The following is a 21359-nucleotide window of genomic DNA, read 5'->3' as shown; positions in this document are numbered from 1 at the left end:
TTTACGCACCAGTTCCGTTGGGTTCGGAATTTGGTGGAGCTAAGCGGGATCGAACCGCTGACCTCTTGCATGCCATGCAAGCGCTCTCCCAGCTGAGCTATAGCCCCATCGCGTAAAGCGTGTCGTGTTGACGGGCGGCATGATATGAATTCCCTTGTCAGGTGTCAACGGCAAAATCACCGCCCCTTTATCAACCGCTGAAAAAGCATGCAATTGAATCCCCTTGCGAAGCGCCTCGCAGCCAGCAGTTAAACCTGTCACATTTTCTTCTAAAATGGTGCTATAACATAAACCACTAATTACCCTTACTACTCACCGGGAAATTATATGCTCAAGGAACGAATGACGCCGGAAGAGCTTGCTACGCTTACCGGGTACAGCCGGCAAACCATCAATAAATGGGTGCGTAAAGAGGGGTGGATCACCTCGCCAAAACCTGGCGTTCAGGGAGGAAAAGCCCGCCTGGTTCACGTTAATGAACAGGTTCGCGCCTTTATCCGCAGCGCGCAGCGCAATGAACTCTCCCCTTCTACCGACAACTCCAGCAGCGACGCTTCGCTGGAAGCACTTCTGCTCAGGCTGGCAAAAGAGATGACCGACGCCGAGCGCACTCTGCTCTCTTCAATGCTTTTACGCGACGGCATCACCGGCCTGTTGCAACGTTTAGGGATCCGCGACCAGAAATAAGATGAACACATTACCAAGCAAAATGACCACCGCTGAGTTAGCCAACCGCCTCGGCGTCACACGACAGACCATCAACCGCTGGATCAAACGTCACAAGTGGAAAACCGAGAGTCTCCCCGGCGTAAAAGGGGGCCGCGCCCGCTACGTATTGATCACGGATAAAGTGCTGAGCCTGGTGATGGAGCTGCCCGCCATGCGCCACAGCGGTTTTAACAGCTCGCTCGCCGAACCGCCGACGCCCTATCTCACCGCGCCAGGCACCATGCAAAATATCATCAACTCCTTGCAGATGCTTACCGCTGACGAACTGCACCAGCTTGAAGTGCTGCTGGCGCGGGAAGGGCTGAGCACCTTTTGCAGCCGCTTAGGCATTAAGCAGACGGTACAAGAGTAAAAAACCGGCCAGATGCCGGTTTGTACTGTTAATGGGTGTGCTGATGGTTTTCACGCCGGTAGGCTCCCGGCGGCAGGTTGAAGGTGCGGGTAAAGATCCGCGTGAAAGTTTGCTGCGAATCGAAGCCATATTTCAGGCAGATGTCGTAAACCTTCTGATCGGTGTTGCGTAAATCCTGCGCGGCGCGCGCGAGTTTGCGCTCGCGGATATAGCGCCCGAGGCTCTCCCCTTTGTACTGCAAAAAGAGCCGTTGCAGATGCCACTTGGAGTAGCCTGCGTGCGCGGCAATCTCATCAATACGCAAGGGTTGATGAAGATTGTCGTCGATCCACTCGACGATAGTGTCGATAACCTGAGCGGAAATAGTCATGCTGCGATCCCCCCTGCACTTCGATTAATTAAATGGTTTATTCCCACCAGGCGCTGAATGTTTGCGCCGTATCGGCCGCAAACACCACCTCGCCCAGCTTCGGTGTCAGTAAGCGAAACTCTTTATCGCGGCTGGCAGCCGCTAAACGTTTGTACGGATCGTCCCAGCTGTGTTTTGCCAACACAAAACGCCCGGCATGGCCCGGCAGCACTGCGCGTGCCTGCAGATCCTGCGCCGCCTGCGCGCTCTGCTCCGGCATCATATGAATATGTTTCCACGCCTCGTCGTACTGCCCATTCTCCATAATGGCAATATCGATGGGGCCAAACCTGTCGCCGATGGCCTTAAAGTGCGGGCCATAACCGCTGTCGCCGCTGTAGTAGACTTTGCGTTCAGGCGTGACAAACAGAAAGCTGGCCCACAGCGTCTGGTTGCGCTTCAGCCCACGGCCGGAGAAGTGACGCGCGGGCAGAATATTGACGCTAAGCGTATCGCTGACCTGCACGCTCTGCTGCCAGTCCGCCTCCTCAATCTTCGCCGCGTCCATCCCCCAGTAACGCAGATGGGAGCCGACGCCGAGTGGCGTAACAACGCGTTTGATCTTCGGCATCAGCGCCTTGATGGTGGCGTGATCGAGGTGGTCATAATGGTCGTGGGAGATAATCAGCAGATCGATCTCCGGCATACTCTCTGCGGTCCAGACGCCGTTACCAGCAAACGCTTTGTTGAGAAAGGAGAACGGCGCAGCGTAGTCGCTCAGCACCGGGTCGATCAGGATACGTTTGCCCGCCAGCTGCATATACCACGAGGAGTGCCCCATCCAGACCAGCGTATCCTCCTGTAGAGGCAGCGCCGCGAGATCGGTTGCCACCATCGGCAACGGCTGCTGCGGGCGCGCGTTTTCGCGTTTACCGAAGAGAAAATCCCACCACAATGCCAGCTTATTTTGCTCACCGGTAAAGCCCGGCGTCGGCAATGTATTGTGAAATGCGCCATCGCGATAATGGGGCGATTTTTCCACGGCGCTGAGCGCCTCACCCTGCGGTGGCTGGCCAAAACCGGCATTCAGAACAAAAGGTAAGCTTGCAGCAGACGCAACGAGCATAACGACAACCACGCTGATAGTGAGACGTTTCATATCCTGACCCGGCTAAATCGATCCCATCCGTTGAGACGATACTCATTGAACTTGATTATGAGTGAGTAAGCACTCATTATAGAAACGAACATTAAATCGTCAAGACGATTTTTCGTTGTTTGATATTCGACGTTGCAGCCTCTCAAAGGGCATGTTTCAATCGTGGTTTTTGTAAAAAGCGGAGAAAAGCGGCGTGGCTCGTCCGAAGAGTGAAGATAAGAAACTGGCATTACTGAAAGCAGCAACCAAGGCGATTGCCCAGTCGGGGATTGCCGCCTCAACCGCGCTTATCGCCCGTAATGCAGGCGTCGCGGAGGGGACACTGTTTCGCTACTTCGCCACCAAAGACGATCTGTTGAACGCGCTCTATCTGCATCTGAAAACCGATCTTTGCGGCACCATGCTGGCGAATCTCGACCGCTCCAGCAGCGATTCGAAGGTGCACACCCACTCCATCTGGGACAGCTATATCGACTGGGGTATTCTCCACCCCAACGGCCACCATGCGGTGCGCCAGATCGCCATCAGCGAAAAGCTGACCGCCGAAACCAAGCAGCAGGTGGCCGATATCTTCCCGGAGCTGCATGAGCTGTGCCACCGCTCGGTGCGCCCCGTTTTCCTCTCGGATGAGTACGCCGCCTTTGGCGATGCCATTTTCCTGGCGATGGCGGAAACAACCATCAACTTTGCGGGACGCGATCCCTCGCGGACCAAAGAGCTGAAGCGCCTCGGCTTTGAGGCGATGTGGCGCGCGCTGGCGAATGAGGAAAAAGATGGAGAGTAAAACCTTGCAGGAGAGCGCTCATCGCTACGCGCTGTCGCTCCCCTTTACCGAGCACTGCTGGCCGTTTGGCCCGGAACATGACGTCTTCAAAGTGTGCGGCAAGATCTTTATGATGACCACCACCGCCCACGGCAGGCCGATGGTAACGATGAAATCGGAGCCGCAGACTGCCCTGCTTAACCAGCAGATCTACCCCAGCATTGAACCGGGCTATCACATGAATAAGAAGCACTGGATTTCGGTCTACGCAGGCGATGAGATTGACCTCCCGCTGCTCGAATCACTGATCCAGCACTCCTGGGATCGCGTGGTCGACACCCTGCCGCGAAAAGATCAGAAGCGCCTGCGCCCTTAAGCGTTCTGCGCCAGCCATTGCAGCGCCTGCTCGCCCTGCTCATCCACCGGCATATAGACCAGTAACCGCGATCCGTTGCGCGGCGCGGAGTACCAGTACATCTGCTGCAGGGTAATCGTGCCGAGTTGCGGGTGCGCAAAGACCTTGACCTTATTCTCCACGCCGCTCACTTCATAGTGCTTGCGCCACAGCGTTTCAAACTCCGCCGACGCCGCGCAAAAGCGCGCCAGCTTCGCTTCCCATATCGCATCACCGCGATGCGCGGCCATGGCCGCCCGGAAATAGGCAACGAAGGTCGAAAGCACCTGATCATCCAGCCCTAAGCGGCTGCGCCACTGCGGATGGGTTAAGTAGAGATAGATGCAGTTGCGGTCATCTTCCGAGATTTCGTCAAACTTGATGCCCATCAGGCGCTCAAAACCTGCATTCCACGCGACAATATCGAAATTGGGTTTCTGAATACTGGCAGGATTCGGCAGCAGGCTGTCCAGCAGGCGGCGCGTGCTGTCGCTGATGCCTTCGCACTGCGGGGAGTTGAGCGCTTCGGTCGGCGCTAGCCCAGCCAGCAGAAAGAGATGCCGCGTCTCGGTTGGCGTGCACTGCAATGCGGAGGCAATCGCCTGCAAAACATTAGCAGAGGGGTTCACCTCGCGGCCCTGCTCCAGCCAGGTGTACCAGGTGACACCGACATCGGCTAGCAGCGCCACCTCTTCGCGCCTGAGGCCCGGCGTGCGCCGCCGGCTGCTGCGCGGCAGGCCGAGGCGCTGCGGGTCGAGGCTTTCGCGCCGCGCGCGCAGAAACGCGCCCAGCTGTTTGCGGCTCTCTTCAAGCAGCGCCAGCTGCGGCTGTTTATCCACCATCAACGTCATAAACCCTCCAGCATGGTAGTGCCAGTACCCGTATAGGCAAGAACTGGTACCCGTTTTATCATTCGGCGATGCTACGTCCATCTGATGAATGACGCAATGGAGTCACCATGAATACGTCTGCTGTTTCTCCGGGCCGGGCGGGCCTGTTTTTGCTGTTAACCGGGCAGATGCTGCCGCTGATTGACACCTCAATCACCAATGTGGCACTCGATTCCATCACCCTCTCGTTACACACCTCAGCCACCCAACTGGCGCTGATTGTCGCGCTCTACGGCGTGGCATTTGCCGTCTGTCTGGCGATGGGCAGCAAACTGGGGGATAACCTCGGCCGCCGCCGCATCTTTTTATGGGGCGTTGCGCTGTTCGGCATCGCCTCGCTGCTGTGCGGGCTGGCGAACTCGGTCTCTGCCCTGCTGGCGGCGCGCACGCTACAGGGGATGGGCGCGGCGCTGATTGTGCCGCAGATCCTCGCCACTTTGCATGTCACACTGAAAGGCACTGCGCATGCCCGCGCCATCAGCCTCTACGGCGGGGTGGGCGGCGTGGCGTTTATCATCGGGCAGATGGGCGGCGGCTGGCTGGTGTCGGCAGATATCGCCGGGCTCGGCTGGCGCAACGCCTTCTTTATCAATGTGCCCATTTGCCTGCTGGTGCTACTGCTGAGCCGCCGCTACGTGCCGGAAACCCGCAGTGAACAACGCACACGTATTGACTGGCAGGGCACGACTGCGCTGGCGCTGATCCTCTGCTGCCTGCTTTTCCCGCTGGCATTAGGCCCGGAGATGCACTGGCCGTGGCAGAGCAAAGCGGCGTTGCTGGCCCTCTTCCCGCTGGCGCTGTGGATGCGCAGCAGCGCGGTGCGGCAGGAGAAGCGCGGCATCACGCCGCTGGTGCCGCCACGCCTGCTTAAGCTGCCGAGTATCCGCTTTGGTTTGCTGATTGCGCTGCTCTTTTTCAGCGCCTGGGCAGGGTTTATGTTCTGCATGGCGCTCACCTTGCAGGCCGGAATGGGTATGACCCCTTACCAGTCCGGGAACAGTTTTATCGCCCTCGGCGTCGCCTATTTTATCGCTGCCTGGTATGCGCCGAAGCTGATTAGCCGCTACAGTATGCGCACCATTTTGTTGACCGGGCTTACCATTCAGATTGCCGGTTTGCTGACACTGATGGTTACTCTGCACCTCTCAGGCCGCGTGGTCGGCGTGCTGGCACTCGCCCCGGCAACCCTGTTGATTGGCTACGGCCAGGCGCTGATCGTTAACAGCTTCTACCGTATCGGCATGCGTGACATCACCGCCCAGGACGCAGGCGCAGGCAGCGCACTGCTCAGCACGCTGCAACAGTCGGCGCTCGGTCTGGGGCCTGCGCTGCTCGGCGGCATTTTTCTCCACCTTGTCGGCCAGTCGCACGGCGACTACAGCGCGGCGCTGAGCGGTTTTCTGGCAACAGAAGTGGTGATGATGCTGGCGCTTGTCGCAGCGGCACTCTTTGCCCGTCGGCAGTTAGCGCCCCGCTGCACAACCACTGCCTGAGGCAAATAAAAACGCCAGCATGGAGGCTGGCGTTTTCTCTTCTGATACTGAGGCTTATGCGCGCTTCGGTGTCCGCCGCAGCAGTTTGAAGGCGGCAAACAGGAACACAATCCACACCGGCAGCAAAATGGCCGACAGGCGCATATCGTCGATGGAGTACATCAGGCCGAGAATAAACAGCATAAAACCGATGCAGAGGTAGTTGCCCGCCGGGAAGAGCAGCGCTTTGAACTGCGGATCGCGCCCTTTGCGGCGCATCGCGGCGCGGAACTTCAGGTGCGCCAGCGAGATCATGATCCAGTTCAGCAGCAGAGTGGCGACCACTAATGCCATCAGCATAGCAAAGGCTTTCTGCGGCAGCAGATAGTTCACCAGCACCACCAGCGAGGTAATCGCGCCGGAGAGGATCAGCGAGTTGACCGGTACGCCGCGACGGCTGACGCGTGTTAAAAACGCAGGCGCATTGCCCTGCACCGACAGGCCAAACAGCATACGGCTGTTGGAGTAAACGCCGCTGTTATAGACCGACAGTGAAGCTACCAGAATGACGAAGTTGAGTGCCGAAGCGACCAGATTGCTGTCGAGTTCATGGAAGATCATCACAAACGGGCTGCTGTTGGCCTGCACATCAATCCACGGATAGAGCGCCAGCAGCACCACCAGCGAACCGATGTAGAAGAGCAAAATGCGGTAAACCACCTGGTTAACGGCTTTTGGAATAGTGGTGTGCGGCTCGCTCGCTTCCGCGGCGGTGATACCAATCAGCTCAAGGCCACCGAACGAGAACATAATCACTGCCAGCGACAGTACCAGCCCATGCCAGCCGGTGGCGAAAAAGCCGTTGTACTGCCAGAGGTTATTGATGCTGGCGCGTTCGCCGCCGTGGCCGGTGAACAGCATCCAGATGCCAAAGCCAATCATGCCGATAATTGCCAGCACTTTGATCAGCGCAAACCAGAACTCGGTTTCGCCATACAGGCGCACATTGACGAGGTTAACGGCGTTGATGATAACGAAGAAGGTGGCGGCCCAGACCCAGGTCGGAATATCGGGGAACCAGTACTGCATATAGATCCCGGCGGCGGTCAGTTCCGCCATGCCGACCAGCACAAACATCGCCCAGTAGTTCCAGCCGGAGAGGAAGCCCGCAAACGGCCCCCAATACTTAAAGGCGAAGTGGGAAAACGATCCGGAAACCGGCTCTTCAACCACCATTTCACCGAGCTGGCGCATAATCAAAAAGGCGATAATGCCGGCGATAGCGTAGCCGAGTAACACCGCAGGCCCGGCCATCTGAATTGCCGGACCGATGCCGAGAAACAGCCCGGTGCCAATTGCGCCGCCAAGGGCAATAAGCTGAATATGACGGTTCTTTAATCCCCGTTGTAGCGTCGGCGCTGCCTCCGACGCGGTCCCGGTCATGTTCCCCACGACCTGTGACGCGTTTTTCACGTCCTTCCCCTTTGTGGTTTCATTTAAAGGGGCACCTTTTAACATCTCCGCCAGGGGCTGGCAAGAAATGGTACCGGCAACGGGGAGCCTGTACTAACCGACTCCCCGCTCCAGTCAGGCCTGCAGACGGAACTGCTGTACGCTCTGCGCCAGCTGCTCTGCCTGATCTTCCAGCGACGTTGCGGCGGCAGCCATCTCCTGCACCAGCGAGGCGTTCTGCTGCGTCACGCCATCCATTTCGTTGACCGCAATGGTCACCTGGCCGATGCCTTTGGCTTGCTCATCGGAGGCGCTGACAATCTCATTGATGATGGACTGCACCGAGTTCACCGCCTGGGTCATCTCCTGCATGGTTTTACCGGCATCGTTCACCAGTTGCACCCCGGTTTCCACCCGCTTGCCGGACTCTTCAATCAGCGCGCCAATCTCTTTCACCGCATCGGCGCTGCGGCTAGCCAGATTACGCACTTCCGAGGCAACCACGGCAAAGCCACGCCCCTGCTCGCCGGCACGTGCCGCTTCCACCGCGGCGTTCAGCGCCAGAATATTGGTCTGGAAGGCAATGCTGTTGATAATGGCGGTGATATCGCCGATCTTCTTCGCACTATCGTCAATCTGCGACATTGTTTGAACCACCTGGCCCACCAGCGCTTCGCCGCGGCTGGCAATCTGCGTGGCATTGGCGGTCAACGCGGTAGCATGGTGCGCATTGTCGGCGTTGTGTTTAACCGTGGCGCTAAACTGCTCCATACTGGCGGCGGTCTGCTCCAGCGCGGCGGCCTGCTGCTCGGTACGAGACGAGAGGTTGATGTTACCGCTGACAATCTCGCCAGCACCCTGGCGCACAGAACTGCTCGCCTCCTGGATCTGCCCCACCATCTGGCGCAGCTGTTCCTGCATGGTGTGCAGCGCATAGAAGAGGCTACTGCGATCGCCCGCTTTTACCGCAATAACGTTATCGAGTTTGCCTTCGGCGACCGCCAGCGCAATGCTCGCCCCCTCCAGCGGCTCACCGCCAATCGGCTTCAACACTTTACGGCTAAAGAGCACGCCCAGCAGCGCGCTGACCAGCAGGATGCTGATAATGCCAAGGATCACGGCGTTGAGCAGCTGGCGGTTAGCGGCAGCCATCACCTGGCTCACCGGCGCAACGATGCCCAGATACCAGTTATCGGTGCTGTTACCGATCGTGATGGGCTGCCAGGTCACCAGCGCTTTCTCGCCCAGGATCGGATCATCCTGCTCCACCACACTGGTGGTAAAGCCTTCGGTATTACCAGGGTAGGGTTTACTGGTCAGTGTCTTATCCGGGTAGGAGATCACTTTTCCCGAGGTGGAGAGCAGCATTGCATAGCCGCCGCCTTCCCACGGTTTGATCTGATTCACTTTCTGCTGCAGTGAAGCCAGCGAAATATCGGAAGTGACCACCGCGTTGAGTTTGCCGTCATTAATGATTGGCGCGGCAACCGAGGTTAACAGCGTCGGGACGCCGTTATAGGCATAGCTGTAGGGTTCGATCAGCGTATCTTTTTGCGTGCGTTGCGGCACGAGGTAGTAGTCGCCCTGCCCCGGCGTCAAGATCGAGAGCAGCGGATGCATAGCGTATTTCCCGGCGGGATCGCGATCGGCAAACACCGCGTAGCGCCCTTTGGGAGCCTGATCCGGTTTACCGGCGAACTCTGCGTCGCGGCCATCGAAGGCGTTCTCTTCAAAAATCACCGAAACGGAGAGGTAGTCCGGGTTATCGCGTACCGCGTACTCAATTAACTTATTCGCCACGTTACGATCGGTGATCCCGGCCTGCGGCAGCGCGGCCAGGCTGTGGCCGAGGTTATGCGCCACATCGCGCGCATAGTTAAGCTGTTGCTGAATATTGAGCGCCTCACTGCGGGCGATTTTTTGCAGATATTGTTCGGCGAGGGCTTTTTGCTGATTGCTGGACTGCCAGCTCAGTACCCCGATAGTGACCACAAAACCGAGGGTGATGGTGATGGCGCCCGTCAGCAGCATTTGCGCGCGGGTGCTCATTTTTTTATTCACGAATTGTCTGGCCATTACGGCTCTCCTGGAGTCAGCCTTCTGTCATCAATGTTCCTTGCAGCATGCACTCCCTGTAGCAATGCTATCGGCGATTATTTTTTGATCTTTAATTGTTAAAAATGGGCAGACGGGAGAGGGAAACACGCCCTTTCAGCCAGCAAGGCAGCAGGCTAGCGCGGCGCTTAATGTAGCGGTGGTTAACTTATCGGGCACTGATACTTAAAACAGAGTTTTCGACTGGGTGAGGGGTAATAACTTTATTTACATAATGTGATAACGGAAACTGCCCCGGCGGAGAAACCGGGGCGAGAGGGTCAGCCGCGATCGTCTTTCGGGCCAAGGAAGTAGAAGCCAAACGGCAGCGAGCCGATGATGGTGAACATCAGGCTGTAAATCGCCACCCATGCGCCCTGCATGATAAACATCGAGGTGGTCCAGGAGGACATCGGCAGATTGTATTGATCCTCAACGCCTTCGAAGGTCACTTTTGACACCACGCTTACGGCAATCAGGAAGACAACCAGCACCGCGCAGAGAAATTTTTTCCCGTCGCGGGTTCGTAGTTTTTCCAGCATCTCACTCTCCTTTTATGTGGATTTTCTGTGCCGCGAGTGTAACCGATCTGCTGTTTAAATGTTGTGATTGAGCAAATAAAAGGCAGCATGCCGGATAAGCTGAGCGCGCTCCGGCCTGCTGCCATTTGAAGTTAAAAATCGTAGCTCATTGACACTTTCAGCTCACGGCCGCCGCCCTGATAGATATAGGTGCCGTTATCTTCAACGCTTGCCCAGTAGCTCTTGTTGGTGACGTTATCCAGCCCGACGCGCCATACCATCTCGTTGCGATCGGCATTCAACCGCATGCGGTAACGCGCACCGAGATCGAGGGTGGTGTAACTGTCCAGCTTCTTGCTGTTCGCCGCATTGGCGTACTGGGATCCGGTGTGATTGACTCGCGCCGTTGCCGTCAGCCCCTCAACCGCAGCGATGTCATACTCCGCGCCCAGCACCGAGTAGAAGCTCGCCACGCCAACCGGTTTATTGCCCTGATTGATGCCATCCTGGGTTTTGGTCATCTCGGCATCGATCCAGGTTGCGCTGCCGTTCAGGCGCAGGCCGAGCGTCGGCTCGCCAAATACACTCAGCTCAACGCCGCGGTTGCGCTGCTCGCCGCTCAGTTCATAGATATTGGTGCTGCTGTTCTGGATCGCCGACGGTTTCTTAATTTCAAACAGCGACAGCGTACCGCCGATGCGGCCAAAGTCCGTTTTCACCCCCACTTCATTCTGCTTCGAGTGGGCAATGCCGGTGGTTTGATACTGGTTCGCCGCCCCTTCTGGCGCGGTGCTGCCCGGTTGCAGTGCTTCGGTGTGGTTGGCATAGAGCGAAACGACTTCCCACGGTTTGTAGACCACGCCGTAGGTCGGCATCCAGCGATCTTCAATAAAGCGCGCGTTGCGGTTCTCGTCACCGGTGGCATTGTTGTAACTGTGAACCCACACTTTCTGATACCGCGCGCCTGCGGTGAACAGCAGCGTATCGTCAAGTACGCCCAGCGTATCGCTCAGCAGCCAGCCCTGGGTGCGGTTGCGCCCGGTGGTTAACGGATCGCTGTAGTTGCCGCCGGTCAGGCTGTAATCCGGCATCGGCACCGCGCTGTTGTTGTAGATATTGACCAGCGGATTCTTCGACGACATGCGCCAGGCGACTTTGTCCTGCTTGATGCTGGCGGAGTAACCGACGTTGACTTTGTGCGAAACCGGGCCGGTATCGAAGTTGCCGCGCAGGCCCACCATGCCGCTCCAGCTATCGCTGATGCGATTCGTGTCGAGGCGGCCAATCGTCGCATCGCCCGCAGCGTTAATCACTTTCGGCCCGCCATAGACGCCTTGCTCATGAGAGTGCTGGCCGCCAAAAGCGGCGTAGGCCGTCCAGATATCAGTGACATCATACTCGGCGCGGGCGAGGCCAAACTCGTTTTCGATATCGCTCCACGCCCACTTCTGGCTGGTGTTTTTGCTGTTACCCGGCACGGCGGGCACGAAATCGATGTTGCTGATATTGACCCCCATCGAACCGCCGTGGAAGGTCTTCTTCTGGTAGCCAACATCAAGGGAGCTGCGCAGGCGCTCACCGCGATAATCGAGGCCAATGGAGGCAGCGGTGGTGCGGCGCTTATCATCTTCAACCGTGGTTTCGCCCTCGCGGTGCAGCAGGTTAACGCGCACCCCGACCTGGTTGTTATCGCCATAACGCCGCCCGACATCCAGCGAGCCGCCGAGCTGCGAGCTCGAGGAGTAATCGACGCCGAGGCGCGTCAGCGGGGTATCTTCAGCGTGTTTCGGCTCAAGATTAATCATGCCGCCGACGCCAGAGGTGGCCGCGCCGTTCATTAACGCATTCGCCCCTTTAAAGATCTCGATGCGATCGAGCATCTGCGTATCGACCACCTGACGCGGCACAATGCCCGCCAGGCCGCCCATCAGCATATCGTCGCCATCAAGTTTAAAACCACGAATGCGGTAGGTTTCCGCCATATTGCCGTAGCCCTGGCTGACCTGCACCCCGGCATCATTGCGCACCACATCGGCGATAGTCTTCGCCTGCTGATCCTGCACCAGCTTCGAGGTAAAGCCGATCACGTTAAACGGCACATCCATCGCCTTCTGTTCGCCCAGCATGCCAAGCCGCCCACCGTAGGCCACCTGGCCATCAAGATAGGCCGGCACCAGCGCGTCGCCGCCGGGTTTAAAATCGCTGCCACTGGTGGACTGGACAATCAGCGTCTCCTCTTTCGTTCCGCTGGCGGGTGTTGCTGCCTGTACGGCATGCGTCGCCGCGCCAATCGCGAGCGCAAGCAAGCTCTTGCGCAAAGGTGACCAGGTATGTTTGCTGTTATTCATCATCGACTCATATCGAAGTGGAGAAAAAGGCCCGCATTCAGGCCGGATGGTTAAGGGCATCAGCCAGAAAGCTGGTCGCCATTGCCTCTCCCCGCCTGCCTTTTCGCGTTGATTGAGTGTGTGCGCGGGCGGGTGATATCCCGGTTGTGATGGCATACTGCGCCGCGGCAACGCCATCAAACACCAAAGAGAATGAGAACTATACTCATTAACCTTAATGAGGCAAGCATAATTGACTCTATTCACCTGCATCGATCGCGTTGATAACAGAGAGTGCAATCTCATACAAAATAGAGGGTTGACCATGAAGATGATAAAGATTATCTTTCGCATTACCGAATAGTTGAGTGTCTAACTCAGGTATTCGGTACGACATTGCTCACATTGCTTCCAGTATTTTTTGCCCGCCGTTTGTGCGGGCTTTTTTTTGCTTCTTTTTCGCCCCTCTTCCCTCCCGCTGCGCCGGGCATAATTAGCGATTCCCTTCCATACTCAAACAAACATTTGCGTAAGGAATGGTTATGCCTTTGCCCGATTTTCATGTCTCTGAGCCCTTTACCCTCGGCGTTGAGCTGGAGCTGCAGGTGGTTAACCCACCGGGCTATGACTTAAGCCAGGACTCATCCCGGCTGATCGACACCCTTCAGCACCGCGTCAGCGCCGGTGAGGTTAAGCACGACATCACCGAAAGCATGCTGGAGATCGCCACCGGCGTCTGTCGCGATATCCGCCAGGTCGCGCATCAATTTTCGGCGATGCACCACGCCATTTTGCAGGCCGCAGGCGAGCACCACGTGCAGATTTGTGGCGGCGGCACCCACCCGTTTCAGAAGTGGCAGCGCCAACAGATCTGCGCGGATGAGCGCTATGCCCGCACGCTGGAGATGTTCGGCTATCTGATGCAGCAAGCAACGGTGTTTGGTCAGCATGTTCATGTCGGCTGCACCAATGGCGATGATGCGATCTATCTGCTGCACGGCCTGTCGCGCTTTGTTCCGCACTTTATCGCCCTGAGCGCCAGCTCGCCCTATATTCAGGGCACCGATACGCAGTTTGCCTCCTCGCGCCTCAATATTTTCTCCTCCTTCCCGGATAACGGCCCGATGCCGTGGGTGGCGAACTGGCAGGAGTTTGAAGGGCTGTTTCGCCGCTTAAGCTATACCTCGATGATTGAGAGCATTAAGGATCTGCACTGGGATATTCGCCCGAGCCCCGGTTTCGGTACCGTCGAAGTCCGGGTAATGGATACGCCGCTGACTATTTCCCACGCTGTCAGCCTGGCGGGGTTTATTCAGGCGCTGTCGCACTGGCTGCTGGCTGAGCGTCCGTTTAAATTCCAGGAGCGGGACTACCTGCTGTATAAATTCAACCGTTTTCAGGCCTGCCGCTTTGGCCTGAAGGGGGTGATAACCGATGTGCATACCGGCGAACAGCGCACCATTGCGGATGATGTATCGCATCTGCTGGAAAAGATCGCGCCGTGGGCCGACAAACTTAATGCCAGCAGCGCGCTGGATGAAATTGCCGTCAGCGTTAAACGCGGCAAAAGCGAAGCGCAGTTGATGCGGGAATTTATTGCCGATGGCGGATCGTTAATTGGCCTGATGAAAAAGCACACTGAAATTTGGGCCGCCGGATAATCCATAGATTAGTTAGGGTTATTTCTTTGCCGTGGGGATATTTCACCTGCGGCAAACTCTTTTCTCATTGATTAACAGAGATATTTCTTAAATAAGTAATACTTATGGAGTAGCGATATTTCCTGAGAATTGATAAATATCAACAACCCCTGCATTAAAATAAAGGCCGCGCGTAATCACTCCGATAACAAATATATACACGCGAACAAGAGGCCTATTTATGAAGTGGATTTACCGTATCTCGATGAAGTCAAAACTGCTATTAGCTCTGCTGCCTCTGTTGTTTGCGCTTATCTGGCTTGCCGCCAGCGGTATCATGTCACGCGTTGAGACCGGCCAGCAGATGCATACCATCATTTCACTAACCTCGCTGGCGAAAGAGGCCGGGAGCGTTATTCATGAATTGCAAAAAGAGCGCGGTTTAAGTGCAGGTTATATCGGCAGTAAAGGCCAGCAATTCAATAATGAGTTATCCACGCAATATCCCGTCTCGACAAAAGCGCTGACGCAATTAACCGAGCTGCTCGACCAATTCCCGGAACAGGACGCGAATAGCGATATTCGCCAGGCGCTGGCGCAATTTCGCCAGCATCAGCAGGGTATTAATGGTTTTCGCGACCAGGTGCGCGCATTAAGCGTCAATGGATCCGATTCGCTGGTGTGGTACAGCACCATCATTAATGACCTGCTGAATGTGGTCGGTGGTATTAGCCAGTTAACGGATAACGGCGAGATTGTTAACCAGCTGGCGGCCTACTACAGCGTGCTGAATGCCAAAGAGCAGAGCGGTATTGAGCGTGCGCTGCTGTCGAACGTCTTCTCCGCCGACCGCTTTACCGAGGCGCAATTCCGCCAGCTTAATGAAGTGGTGGGTAAACAGGCCTCATGGCTGGCGGCAACCCACGCGTTTAGCTCCGCAGAGGTGAATGCGAAAATGAACGCGCAGCTTAACTCTCCAGAAGCCCTTAAAGCCCTCTCTTTACGCCAGACCGCTATCGATCATGCCGCAACCGGTGGCTTTGGCGTCGCCCCCGCCGACTGGTTTAACGCCCAGACCGCGCGCATTAACACGCTAAAAGCCGTTGAAAATGCCGCGTCTAATCACCTGCTTATGACCGCGCAGAAACTGGCCGATGAAGCCTGGCGCGAAGTGACGCTGTTCGCGGTGATAAGCGTGATTGCACTGGTTATCGCCCTCTTCTTTGCCGTGCTGGTCGCCAGCAGCATTCACCGCCAGTTGCAGCACTCACTGGCAACTATTGAAGGGATGGATGGCGATCTCACTCAGCGCCTGGATGTGCCGGGCAGCGACGAGCTCTCTCTGCTTAACCGCGCCTATAACCAGGCGATCGAGAATATTCAGCATATCGTCAGCGAGATCAAACATGGCGCAGGCGTGCTGCGCGGCGCCAGCTCTGAGATCGCCAGCGGCAACCAGGATCTGGCTTCCCGCACCGATCAACAGGCGGCCTCGCTGGTCGAGACTGCCGCCAGCATGGAGCAGATTGCGACTGCGGTAAACATGACGGCAGACAATGCTAATGAAGCAAAACGACTGACGCAGGAGATGGAGAAACAGGTACAGGAAGCGAGCCGCGTGGCGGGTGAAACCAGCAACAGCATGTCGGCTATCCGGTACTCCAGCGAACAGATCTCCAACATTGTCAGCTCGATTGATGAGATCTCGTTTCAGACCAACCTGCTGGCGCTGAATGCCGCGGTGGAAGCGGCACGCGCCGGTGAGCTGGGCAAAGGCTTTGCGGTGGTGGCATCAGAGGTGCGTAACCTGTCACAGCGCTGCGCCAACGAGGCACAGCAGATCCGCGAACTGGTGAGTAAAAATATGGATCAGATCCAGCAAGGCGTGGCGTTGGCGCAGGCATCGGATCGCGCGCTGCATGCGGCTCGCGAGAATACCGGCCAGATGCTGTCGTTTGTCAGCGATATTGCCCACGCGGCTAATGAACAGTCGCTCGGCGTCTCGCAGGTGCATGAAGCGCTCAACCAGCTAGAGCAAGTCACGCAGCAAAACGCCGGTCTGGTGGCGAGTGCGGCCAGCGCCAGCCAGCTGCTGGATCAACAGTCTGAAACCATGTCAGAGCTGGTCGGCCGCTTCGTGGTCGCCTGAGTGAAGGTCGGGGAACGTTGCGCTCAGGCCAGCTTTCCCCGACAATGCGTTTTTTCATCAATGATTAACGCTTATGAAACATCCCCTCGAAACGATGGTCACGCTTGCGGGCATCCTGCTGCTCTCTTTTGTCTCTGTGCTGCTGCTACCTGCGCCACAGCTGGGCATGCAGCTGGCGCAAACGCTGATGCAAACCTTCCATCTGCTGGATTTAAACCAGTTTTATACCCTGCTCTACTGCCTCTGGTTTTTGCTGCTCGGCACCATCGAATTCTATGTTTTACGCTTTATCTGGCGGCGCTGGCTGGCGGTGTAACGCCGCGTGGCTCTCTGGCTCATTCTAATTTTTTGAATGTTAACGGCAAATTGTTGGACTTTTCTTTATTGCATCCCAGGCCTATGCTTTTTCGAGGCAGCATATTGATGCAATGAATGATCAACCGGTTATAAATTTGCTTCGGGCGCTTTTTCCGCCGTTTGCTGATGACAGCACAGCGGAGGTGCAGATAACTTCAGGAGGAATCATGTCAGATAATTTTCTCGCTTTAGCTACACAACGTAGAACGATCTATGCTCTCGGCAAAAACCTGCCGTTGGCAGAAGATGAGGTGATTGACCTTATTAAAGAAGCGATTCGCCAGGCACCGTCGGCGTTCAACTCGCAAAGTTCACGTGCGCTGATCCTGCTGGGTAAAGAGCATGAGCAGTTCTGGGAACTGACTCGCGCGCAGCTGAAGAAAATCGTGCCGGAAGAGAATTTCCACGGTACTTCGCAAAAATTAGATGGTTTTGCGGCAGCAGCAGGTTCGGTGCTGTTCTTTGAAGATCAGGAAGTGGTGACCCGCTTACAGGAGCAGTTCGCCGCGTATGCCGATAACTTCCCGGTGTGGTCTGAACACAGTACCGGTATCGCCCAGTATGCTGTCTGGGTTGCGCTGGCAGAGAAAGGTATTGGCGCTAACCTGCAGCACTACAACCCGCTGGTGGATGAAGATGTGCAGCGCACCTGGAATATTCCGGCGAGCTGGAAACTGCGCGCTCATATGAACTTCGGTTCAATTATGGCTCCGGCAGGCGAAAAAACGTATATGGATGACGATAAACGCTTTGTGGTTGCGCGTTAAGCTGCGCACTGGCGTATGTCTGAACAATTAAAAAAGCCGCCTTTTCAGGCGGCTTTTTTTTGGCTTACTGCTGGCTTTCACGCTCAGCGATAAAGCCCAGCGCTTTATTGATGCGCTCAATGCTACGGGTCTTACCAATCGCGTGAACGGTAACATCCAGACCCGGCGACTGACCGGCACCGGTTACTGCTACGCGCAGCGGCATGCCAACTTTACCCATGCCCACTTCCAGCTCATCGGCGGTGGCCTGAATGGCATGATGGACGTTTTCAGCACTCCAGTCGGTAATGGCGGCGAGTTTGTCGCGGACCACTTCCAGCGGCTGACGCGCAACCGGACGCAGGTGCTTTTTCGCCGCATCAGCGTCGAATTCCGCAAACTCTTCATAGAAGTAACGGCAGCTTGCCGCCATCTCTTTCAGCGTTTTGCAGCGCTCGCCCAGCAGCGTGACCAGCTCCGCCAGCTGCGGACCGGTGCGGGTATCAATATTTTCCTGCTCAATGTGCCACTGCAGATGGGTAGCAACATACTCCGGCGCCAGGGTGTTGATGTAGTGATGGTTCAGCCACAGCAGTTTGTCAGTATTAAACGCACTGGCGGATTTGCTTACCGCGCCCAGCGAGAAGAGTTTGATCATCTCTTCGCGGCTAAAGATCTCCTGATCGCCGCTGGACCAGCCCAGACGCACCAGGTAGTTAAGCAGCGCTTCCGGCAGGTAACCATCATCGCGATACTGCATCACGCTCACTGCGCCATGGCGCTTGGAGAGTTTTTTACCGTCGTCGCCGTTGATCATTGAAACGTGCGCGTAAACCGGCACCGGCGCGTTCAGCGCTTTCAGGATGTTGATCTGGCGCGGGGTGTTGTTGATGTGGTCTTCACCGCGGATGACGTGGGTGATCTCCATATCCCAGTCATCGACAACAACGCAGAAGTTGTAGGTCGGGGAGCCATCGGTACGGCGAATAATCAGATCGTCGAGTTCCATGTTGCTGAACTCGATCGGACCGCGGATCTGATCGTCAAAAATTACCGATCCATCCTGCGGGTTGGCAAAACGCACCACGCACGGCTCATCAGCAGCATGGTGAGTATGGTCATGGCGGCAGCGGCCGTCGTAACGCGGTTTTTCGTTGTTTGCCATCTGCGTTTCGCGCAGCTGCTCGAGGCGCTCTTTGGAGCAGTAGCATTTATAGGCGGTGCCCGCTTCCAGCATTTCATCAATCACCGCGTTATAGCGGTCGAAGCGTTTGGTCTGGAAGTACGGGCCTTCATCCCACTCGAGGCTCAGCCAGTTCATGCCATCCATAATGGCTTCGATTGCTTCCGGAGTGGAACGCTCGAGATCGGTGTCTTCGATGCGCAGCACAAACTCACCGCCTTGATTGCGGGCAAACAGCCAGGAGTAGAGAGCAGTGCGCGCGCCGCCAACGTGCAAATAGCCGGTGGGGCTTGGCGCGAAGCGAGTTTTGATTTTCATGAATTGGCCTTACGTTGATAGCGATGCCGACCGTCGGCAATACCTAATAGAAAAGTGGGCGATATTCTATCACTGTGGGCTGATTCCTCAATGTTGTTACCGAAATGGCGCAGCAAACGGGCTATTTTGTTTATAAATCATGCGCTCGCGATCGATTCATCAGCGGTTTGTCTAATTTTACGACGAACGAACAATTTCTTTAGAAAATGCGTTGACTCATTTTCAACTCTCCCTATAATGCGACTCCACACAGCGGGGGTGATTAGCTCAGCTGGGAGAGCACCTCCCTTACAAGGAGGGGGTCGGCGGTTCGATCCCGTCATCACCCACCACAAATTTTGTGGTTCCCGCAGTGTAGATAAGAATGAGAAGTGGGTGATTAGCTCAGCTGGGAGAGCACCTCCCTTACAAGGAGGGGGTCGGCGGTTCGATCCCGTCATCACCCACCACTTTCTCGCCAGCGAATTCTTATCATTGAAGTACCGAAGTGGGTGATTAGCTCAGCTGGGAGAGCACCTCCCTTACAAGGAGGGGGTCGGCGGTTCGATCCCGTCATCACCCACCACTTCGGGTCGTTAGCTCAGTTGGTAGAGCAGTTGACTTTTAATCAATTGGTCGCAGGTTCGAATCCTGCACGACCCACCAATGTAAAAAAGCGCCCTAAAGGCGCTTTTTTGCTATCTGCCGGTTTCAAAGATTCGACAAAATTGTAGGGAACAATTTTGAACAACGCGAAGCGTTGGCCCGTAGGGTGAGTCTCAGGATGAGACGAATATACCTGCGGCAGGTTCGGGTCGAACGTAGTGAGACAACGGAGCCGCTTGCGGCGACGGCCCGAAGGGCGAGCGAAGCGAGTCATCCTGCACGACCCACCAATGTAAAAAATGGCGCTTGCGGCGCTTTTTTGCTATCTGCGATTTGAAAGATTTGTGCCCTCTTCTTGCCGGATGGCGGCTGCGCCTTATCCGGCCTACAATATCTCTCCGCACCCGGTTTTCGTAGGCCTGCTAAGCGCAGCGCCAGCAGGCAGTTTGCCGGGTAAGCGCTTTCGACTGACACATCCTCACACGCTTCTTATTTAAGTCCGCCACAATTGGGCCGATAACACTCTTTTAAGGCAAAAAAGGAGTTTTCAATGACTACCATTTCGGCAGCAACCCCCTCTGTTCAGGGCGGCGGCACCAGCGGTTCATCTTCCGCCGGTAGCGACACCGCATCTCAAATCAGCCGCGTGACGCAGCAGATCGCCAAACTTACCCAGCAGTTAAAAGATATCCCTAATGGCGAAGGGACGACTGAAGAGAAAAAGAAACAGCAAGAGCAGATTCAGCAACAGATCCAGCTGCTGCAGGCACAGCTACAACAGTTAATGCGCAAGCAGGCTGAAGAAGCTGAGCAGAAGCAGACGCAAAACCATCCGAACACCCCGACGCAGGGCAAAATTGAAGGCGTGAATAACCCTTCAGTCGATCATCAGGTTGATATCTACATCTGAGTAAAGAGCGGATCGTTCTCCCGGGCCCGGTTTAAACACCGGGCCTCTTCTCGCACCACATCCCATAACGCCTGCGCCGCGCCGGAAAGCGATCGGTTTTTGCGCCGTACCAGCATAATTTTGCGCTGCATATCCGGCACCAGCCGTTTCACCATCAGTTGACTACCCTGCGGGAGTGGCAATGCCAGCGCGGGCAGAATGCTGATGCCAATCCCCGCTTCCACCATCGGAAAAAGCGTCGCCGGATGACCAATCTCCTGCACGATTTTCGCCCGCACCGCAAAGTGATGGAGCGCGGCATCGATCAGTGGACGGCTGCCGGAGGCGTAATCCTGCACCACCAGCCGGGCACCATCCAGCGCCGACCACGGCACGGCATCAAGCGGCGCCCAGGAGTGATCGTTGCGGCACAGCAGGAAAAAGGGCTCGGCGAGGATCTCCTCGATCTCCAGATCGCTTGCCGGGCCGGGATCGATCACAATGCCAAAATCGACTTCACCCTGGCGAATACTCTCCAGCACCCACTGCTGCGGGCGGTCATGCAGCACAAAATCGATCTCCGGGTAGCGCTTGTTGCTGCTGGCGATACAGTGCGGAATGAGATGCGCGGAGATAGTCTGGCTGGCAGCGACGCGCACCGTTCCGGTTAACTGCTGCCCTACCCTCCCCGCTTCGCGCAGCGTGCTGCTAAGCTCATCTAATAGCCGTTCCAGCCGCCCGGCCAGCTGCTGGCCCGCTTCGGTCAGCACCACTTCCCGGGTAGTGCGATCCAGCAGCTTGACGCCGGTCTGACGCTCCAGCTCTTTTACGCTGTGGCTGACCGCCGACTGGCTGAGGCCGATCATCTCCCCGGCACGGCTGAAACTCTTCGCCTGCGCGACGGTGACAAAGACACGTAATTGACGGAGTGAATAATTCATCTGATAAATTCATGAATGGATGCAATAAATCAATTTTATTTCTCAAAGC

19 protein-coding genes, 5 tRNA genes and 1 other RNA gene are annotated in these 21359 nt (G+C 56.3%); 15 read left to right on the top strand and 10 right to left on the bottom strand.

Going from position 1 to position 21359, the window contains the following annotated elements; genetic code table 11:
- Positions 1–31 precede the first annotated feature (31 nt).
- Positions 32–107 (bottom strand) — tRNA-Ala (locus tag SOM48_RS04605).
- A gap of 220 nt (positions 108–327) precedes the next feature.
- On the opposite strand from SOM48_RS04605, the gene SOM48_RS04600 reads away from it, so the two are divergent.
- Together SOM48_RS04600 and SOM48_RS04595 are read left to right on the top strand one after the other, a co-directional pair.
- Positions 328–687 carry a YfeC-like transcriptional regulator gene (locus SOM48_RS04600; protein ID WP_054803856.1) on the top strand — a complete coding sequence of 120 codons (360 nt, stop codon included), beginning with the start codon at positions 328–330 and terminating at the stop codon, positions 685–687.
- A gap of 1 nt (position 688) precedes the next feature.
- Entirely contained in the window at positions 689–1081 is a 393-nt protein-coding gene (locus SOM48_RS04595; RefSeq protein WP_034812904.1) for a YfeC-like transcriptional regulator, read from the top strand.
- 28 nt (positions 1082–1109) lie between these two features.
- Here SOM48_RS04595 and SOM48_RS04590 read toward each other — a convergent pair whose 3' ends face one another.
- Positions 1110–1451 carry a RamA family antibiotic efflux transcriptional regulator gene (locus SOM48_RS04590; RefSeq protein WP_054803857.1) on the bottom strand — a complete coding sequence of 114 codons (342 nt, stop codon included), beginning with the start codon at positions 1449–1451 and terminating at the stop codon, positions 1110–1112.
- A 37-nt stretch (positions 1452–1488) separates the two neighbouring features.
- Positions 1489–2589, bottom strand: a complete 1101-nt coding sequence (locus SOM48_RS04585; protein ID WP_320511512.1) for an MBL fold metallo-hydrolase — start codon at positions 2587–2589, stop codon at positions 1489–1491.
- A 193-nt stretch (positions 2590–2782) separates the two neighbouring features.
- On the opposite strand from SOM48_RS04585, the gene SOM48_RS04580 reads away from it, so the two are divergent.
- Both SOM48_RS04580 and SOM48_RS04575 read left to right on the top strand, forming a co-directional pair.
- The gene (locus SOM48_RS04580) at positions 2783–3373 is read left to right on the top strand and encodes a TetR/AcrR family transcriptional regulator (protein WP_139965165.1); all 591 of its coding nucleotides are present in this window, start codon (positions 2783–2785) and stop codon (positions 3371–3373) included.
- Complete coding sequence (locus SOM48_RS04575; protein WP_054803859.1) at positions 3363–3728, top strand: MmcQ/YjbR family DNA-binding protein; 366 nt, start codon at positions 3363–3365, stop codon at positions 3726–3728. Before SOM48_RS04580 ends, SOM48_RS04575 begins: the two co-directional genes overlap by 11 nt.
- On the opposite strand, the gene SOM48_RS04570 is transcribed toward SOM48_RS04575, so the two are convergent.
- The gene (locus SOM48_RS04570) at positions 3725–4597 is read right to left on the bottom strand and encodes a helix-turn-helix transcriptional regulator (RefSeq protein ID WP_076770238.1); all 873 of its coding nucleotides are present in this window, start codon (positions 4595–4597) and stop codon (positions 3725–3727) included. The genes SOM48_RS04575 and SOM48_RS04570 overlap by 4 nt on opposite strands.
- A 107-nt stretch (positions 4598–4704) precedes the next feature.
- On the opposite strand from SOM48_RS04570, the gene SOM48_RS04565 reads away from it, so the two are divergent.
- A complete protein-coding gene (locus SOM48_RS04565; RefSeq protein ID WP_312203671.1) occupies positions 4705–6129 on the top strand; it encodes an MFS transporter in 1425 nt (474 codons plus the stop codon).
- 54 nt (positions 6130–6183) lie between these two features.
- Here SOM48_RS04565 and pheP read toward each other — a convergent pair whose 3' ends face one another.
- The 4 genes from pheP to SOM48_RS04545 all read right to left on the bottom strand — a co-directional run bounded on the left by pheP (position 6184) and on the right by SOM48_RS04545 (position 12526).
- Complete coding sequence (gene pheP / locus SOM48_RS04560; protein WP_094421445.1) at positions 6184–7581, bottom strand: phenylalanine transporter; 1398 nt, start codon at positions 7579–7581, stop codon at positions 6184–6186.
- Between the two features lie 114 nt (positions 7582–7695).
- Positions 7696–9636 carry a methyl-accepting chemotaxis protein gene (locus SOM48_RS04555; protein ID WP_320511511.1) on the bottom strand — a complete coding sequence of 647 codons (1941 nt, stop codon included), beginning with the start codon at positions 9634–9636 and terminating at the stop codon, positions 7696–7698.
- Positions 9637–9935: 299 nt separating this feature from the next.
- A complete protein-coding gene (locus SOM48_RS04550; RefSeq protein ID WP_023479829.1) occupies positions 9936–10196 on the bottom strand; it encodes a DUF2534 family protein in 261 nt (86 codons plus the stop codon).
- Between the two features lie 131 nt (positions 10197–10327).
- Positions 10328–12526 carry a TonB-dependent receptor gene (locus tag SOM48_RS04545; RefSeq protein ID WP_414672787.1) on the bottom strand — a complete coding sequence of 733 codons (2199 nt, stop codon included), beginning with the start codon at positions 12524–12526 and terminating at the stop codon, positions 10328–10330.
- Positions 12527–13044: 518 nt separating this feature from the next.
- On the opposite strand from SOM48_RS04545, the gene SOM48_RS04540 reads away from it, so the two are divergent.
- The 4 genes from SOM48_RS04540 (at position 13045) to SOM48_RS04525 (ending at position 17415) form a co-directional block, all read left to right on the top strand.
- Positions 13045–14163, top strand: coding sequence for a YbdK family carboxylate-amine ligase (locus tag SOM48_RS04540; protein ID WP_139567698.1), 1119 nt, complete (start codon positions 13045–13047; stop codon positions 14161–14163).
- A 220-nt stretch (positions 14164–14383) separates the two neighbouring features.
- Entirely contained in the window at positions 14384–16291 is a 1908-nt protein-coding gene (locus tag SOM48_RS04535; RefSeq protein WP_054804574.1) for a methyl-accepting chemotaxis protein, read from the top strand.
- Between the two features lie 73 nt (positions 16292–16364).
- Complete coding sequence (locus tag SOM48_RS04530) at positions 16365–16607, top strand: DUF1158 family protein (RefSeq protein ID WP_023479876.1); 243 nt, start codon at positions 16365–16367, stop codon at positions 16605–16607.
- Between the two features lie 208 nt (positions 16608–16815).
- Complete coding sequence (locus tag SOM48_RS04525) at positions 16816–17415, top strand: nitroreductase family protein (protein WP_076770240.1); 600 nt, start codon at positions 16816–16818, stop codon at positions 17413–17415.
- A gap of 64 nt (positions 17416–17479) precedes the next feature.
- On the opposite strand, the gene gltX is transcribed toward SOM48_RS04525, so the two are convergent.
- A complete protein-coding gene (gltX, locus tag SOM48_RS04520; RefSeq protein ID WP_023479709.1) occupies positions 17480–18895 on the bottom strand; it encodes a glutamate--tRNA ligase in 1416 nt (471 codons plus the stop codon).
- A 256-nt stretch (positions 18896–19151) separates the two neighbouring features.
- On the opposite strand from gltX, the gene SOM48_RS04515 reads away from it, so the two are divergent.
- The 6 genes from SOM48_RS04515 (at position 19152) to SOM48_RS04490 (ending at position 20390) form a co-directional block, all read left to right on the top strand.
- A tRNA-Val gene (locus SOM48_RS04515) sits at positions 19152–19227 on the top strand.
- Between the two features lie 41 nt (positions 19228–19268).
- Positions 19269–19344 (top strand) — tRNA-Val (locus tag SOM48_RS04510).
- A 40-nt stretch (positions 19345–19384) separates the two neighbouring features.
- Positions 19385–19460: transfer RNA gene (locus SOM48_RS04505), tRNA-Val, on the top strand.
- Positions 19461–19464: 4 nt separating this feature from the next.
- Positions 19465–19540: transfer RNA gene (locus tag SOM48_RS04500), tRNA-Lys, on the top strand.
- A 94-nt stretch (positions 19541–19634) separates the two neighbouring features.
- Positions 19635–19770: non-coding RNA, RtT sRNA (locus SOM48_RS04495), on the top strand.
- A 260-nt stretch (positions 19771–20030) separates the two neighbouring features.
- Positions 20031–20390, top strand: a complete 360-nt coding sequence (locus tag SOM48_RS04490; RefSeq protein WP_054804575.1) for a FlxA-like family protein — start codon at positions 20031–20033, stop codon at positions 20388–20390.
- Here the strand turns inward: SOM48_RS04490 and SOM48_RS04485 are convergent.
- Entirely contained in the window at positions 20381–21310 is a 930-nt protein-coding gene (locus SOM48_RS04485) for a LysR family transcriptional regulator (RefSeq protein ID WP_288877421.1), read from the bottom strand. The genes SOM48_RS04490 and SOM48_RS04485 overlap by 10 nt on opposite strands.
- Positions 21311–21359: the final 49 nt, after the last annotated feature.

Origin of the sequence: Kosakonia sp. CFBP8986 (assembly GCF_034044935.1) — a bacterium.
Taxonomy (GTDB): Bacteria; Pseudomonadota; Gammaproteobacteria; order Enterobacterales; family Enterobacteriaceae; genus Kosakonia; species Kosakonia cowanii.
The sequence above is the reverse complement of the archived record's forward strand: the minus strand, read 5'-3'. Positions and strand labels throughout refer to the sequence as shown.

Coding starts and splice junctions, on each gene's coding strand:
- SOM48_RS04550 (WP_023479829.1), bottom strand. CDS start 10,196: ATGCTGGAAAAACTACGAACCCGCGACGGGAAAAAATTTCTCTGCGCG.
- SOM48_RS04535 (WP_054804574.1), top strand. CDS start 14,384: ATGAAGTGGATTTACCGTATCTCGATGAAGTCAAAACTGCTATTAGCT.
- SOM48_RS04595 (WP_034812904.1), top strand. CDS start 689: ATGAACACATTACCAAGCAAAATGACCACCGCTGAGTTAGCCAACCGC.
- SOM48_RS04575 (WP_054803859.1), top strand. CDS start 3,363: ATGGAGAGTAAAACCTTGCAGGAGAGCGCTCATCGCTACGCGCTGTCG.
- SOM48_RS04585 (WP_320511512.1), bottom strand. CDS start 2,589: ATGAAACGTCTCACTATCAGCGTGGTTGTCGTTATGCTCGTTGCGTCT.
- SOM48_RS04485 (WP_288877421.1), bottom strand. CDS start 21,310: ATGAATTATTCACTCCGTCAATTACGTGTCTTTGTCACCGTCGCGCAG.
- SOM48_RS04490 (WP_054804575.1), top strand. CDS start 20,031: ATGACTACCATTTCGGCAGCAACCCCCTCTGTTCAGGGCGGCGGCACC.
- SOM48_RS04570 (WP_076770238.1), bottom strand. CDS start 4,597: ATGACGTTGATGGTGGATAAACAGCCGCAGCTGGCGCTGCTTGAAGAG.
- SOM48_RS04565 (WP_312203671.1), top strand. CDS start 4,705: ATGAATACGTCTGCTGTTTCTCCGGGCCGGGCGGGCCTGTTTTTGCTG.
- SOM48_RS04540 (WP_139567698.1), top strand. CDS start 13,045: ATGCCTTTGCCCGATTTTCATGTCTCTGAGCCCTTTACCCTCGGCGTT.
- SOM48_RS04600 (WP_054803856.1), top strand. CDS start 328: ATGCTCAAGGAACGAATGACGCCGGAAGAGCTTGCTACGCTTACCGGG.
- SOM48_RS04590 (WP_054803857.1), bottom strand. CDS start 1,451: ATGACTATTTCCGCTCAGGTTATCGACACTATCGTCGAGTGGATCGAC.
- gltX (WP_023479709.1), bottom strand. CDS start 18,895: ATGAAAATCAAAACTCGCTTCGCGCCAAGCCCCACCGGCTATTTGCAC.
- SOM48_RS04525 (WP_076770240.1), top strand. CDS start 16,816: ATGTCAGATAATTTTCTCGCTTTAGCTACACAACGTAGAACGATCTAT.
- SOM48_RS04555 (WP_320511511.1), bottom strand. CDS start 9,636: ATGGCCAGACAATTCGTGAATAAAAAAATGAGCACCCGCGCGCAAATG.
- SOM48_RS04530 (WP_023479876.1), top strand. CDS start 16,365: ATGAAACATCCCCTCGAAACGATGGTCACGCTTGCGGGCATCCTGCTG.
- SOM48_RS04545 (WP_414672787.1), bottom strand. CDS start 12,526: ATGATGAATAACAGCAAACATACCTGGTCACCTTTGCGCAAGAGCTTG.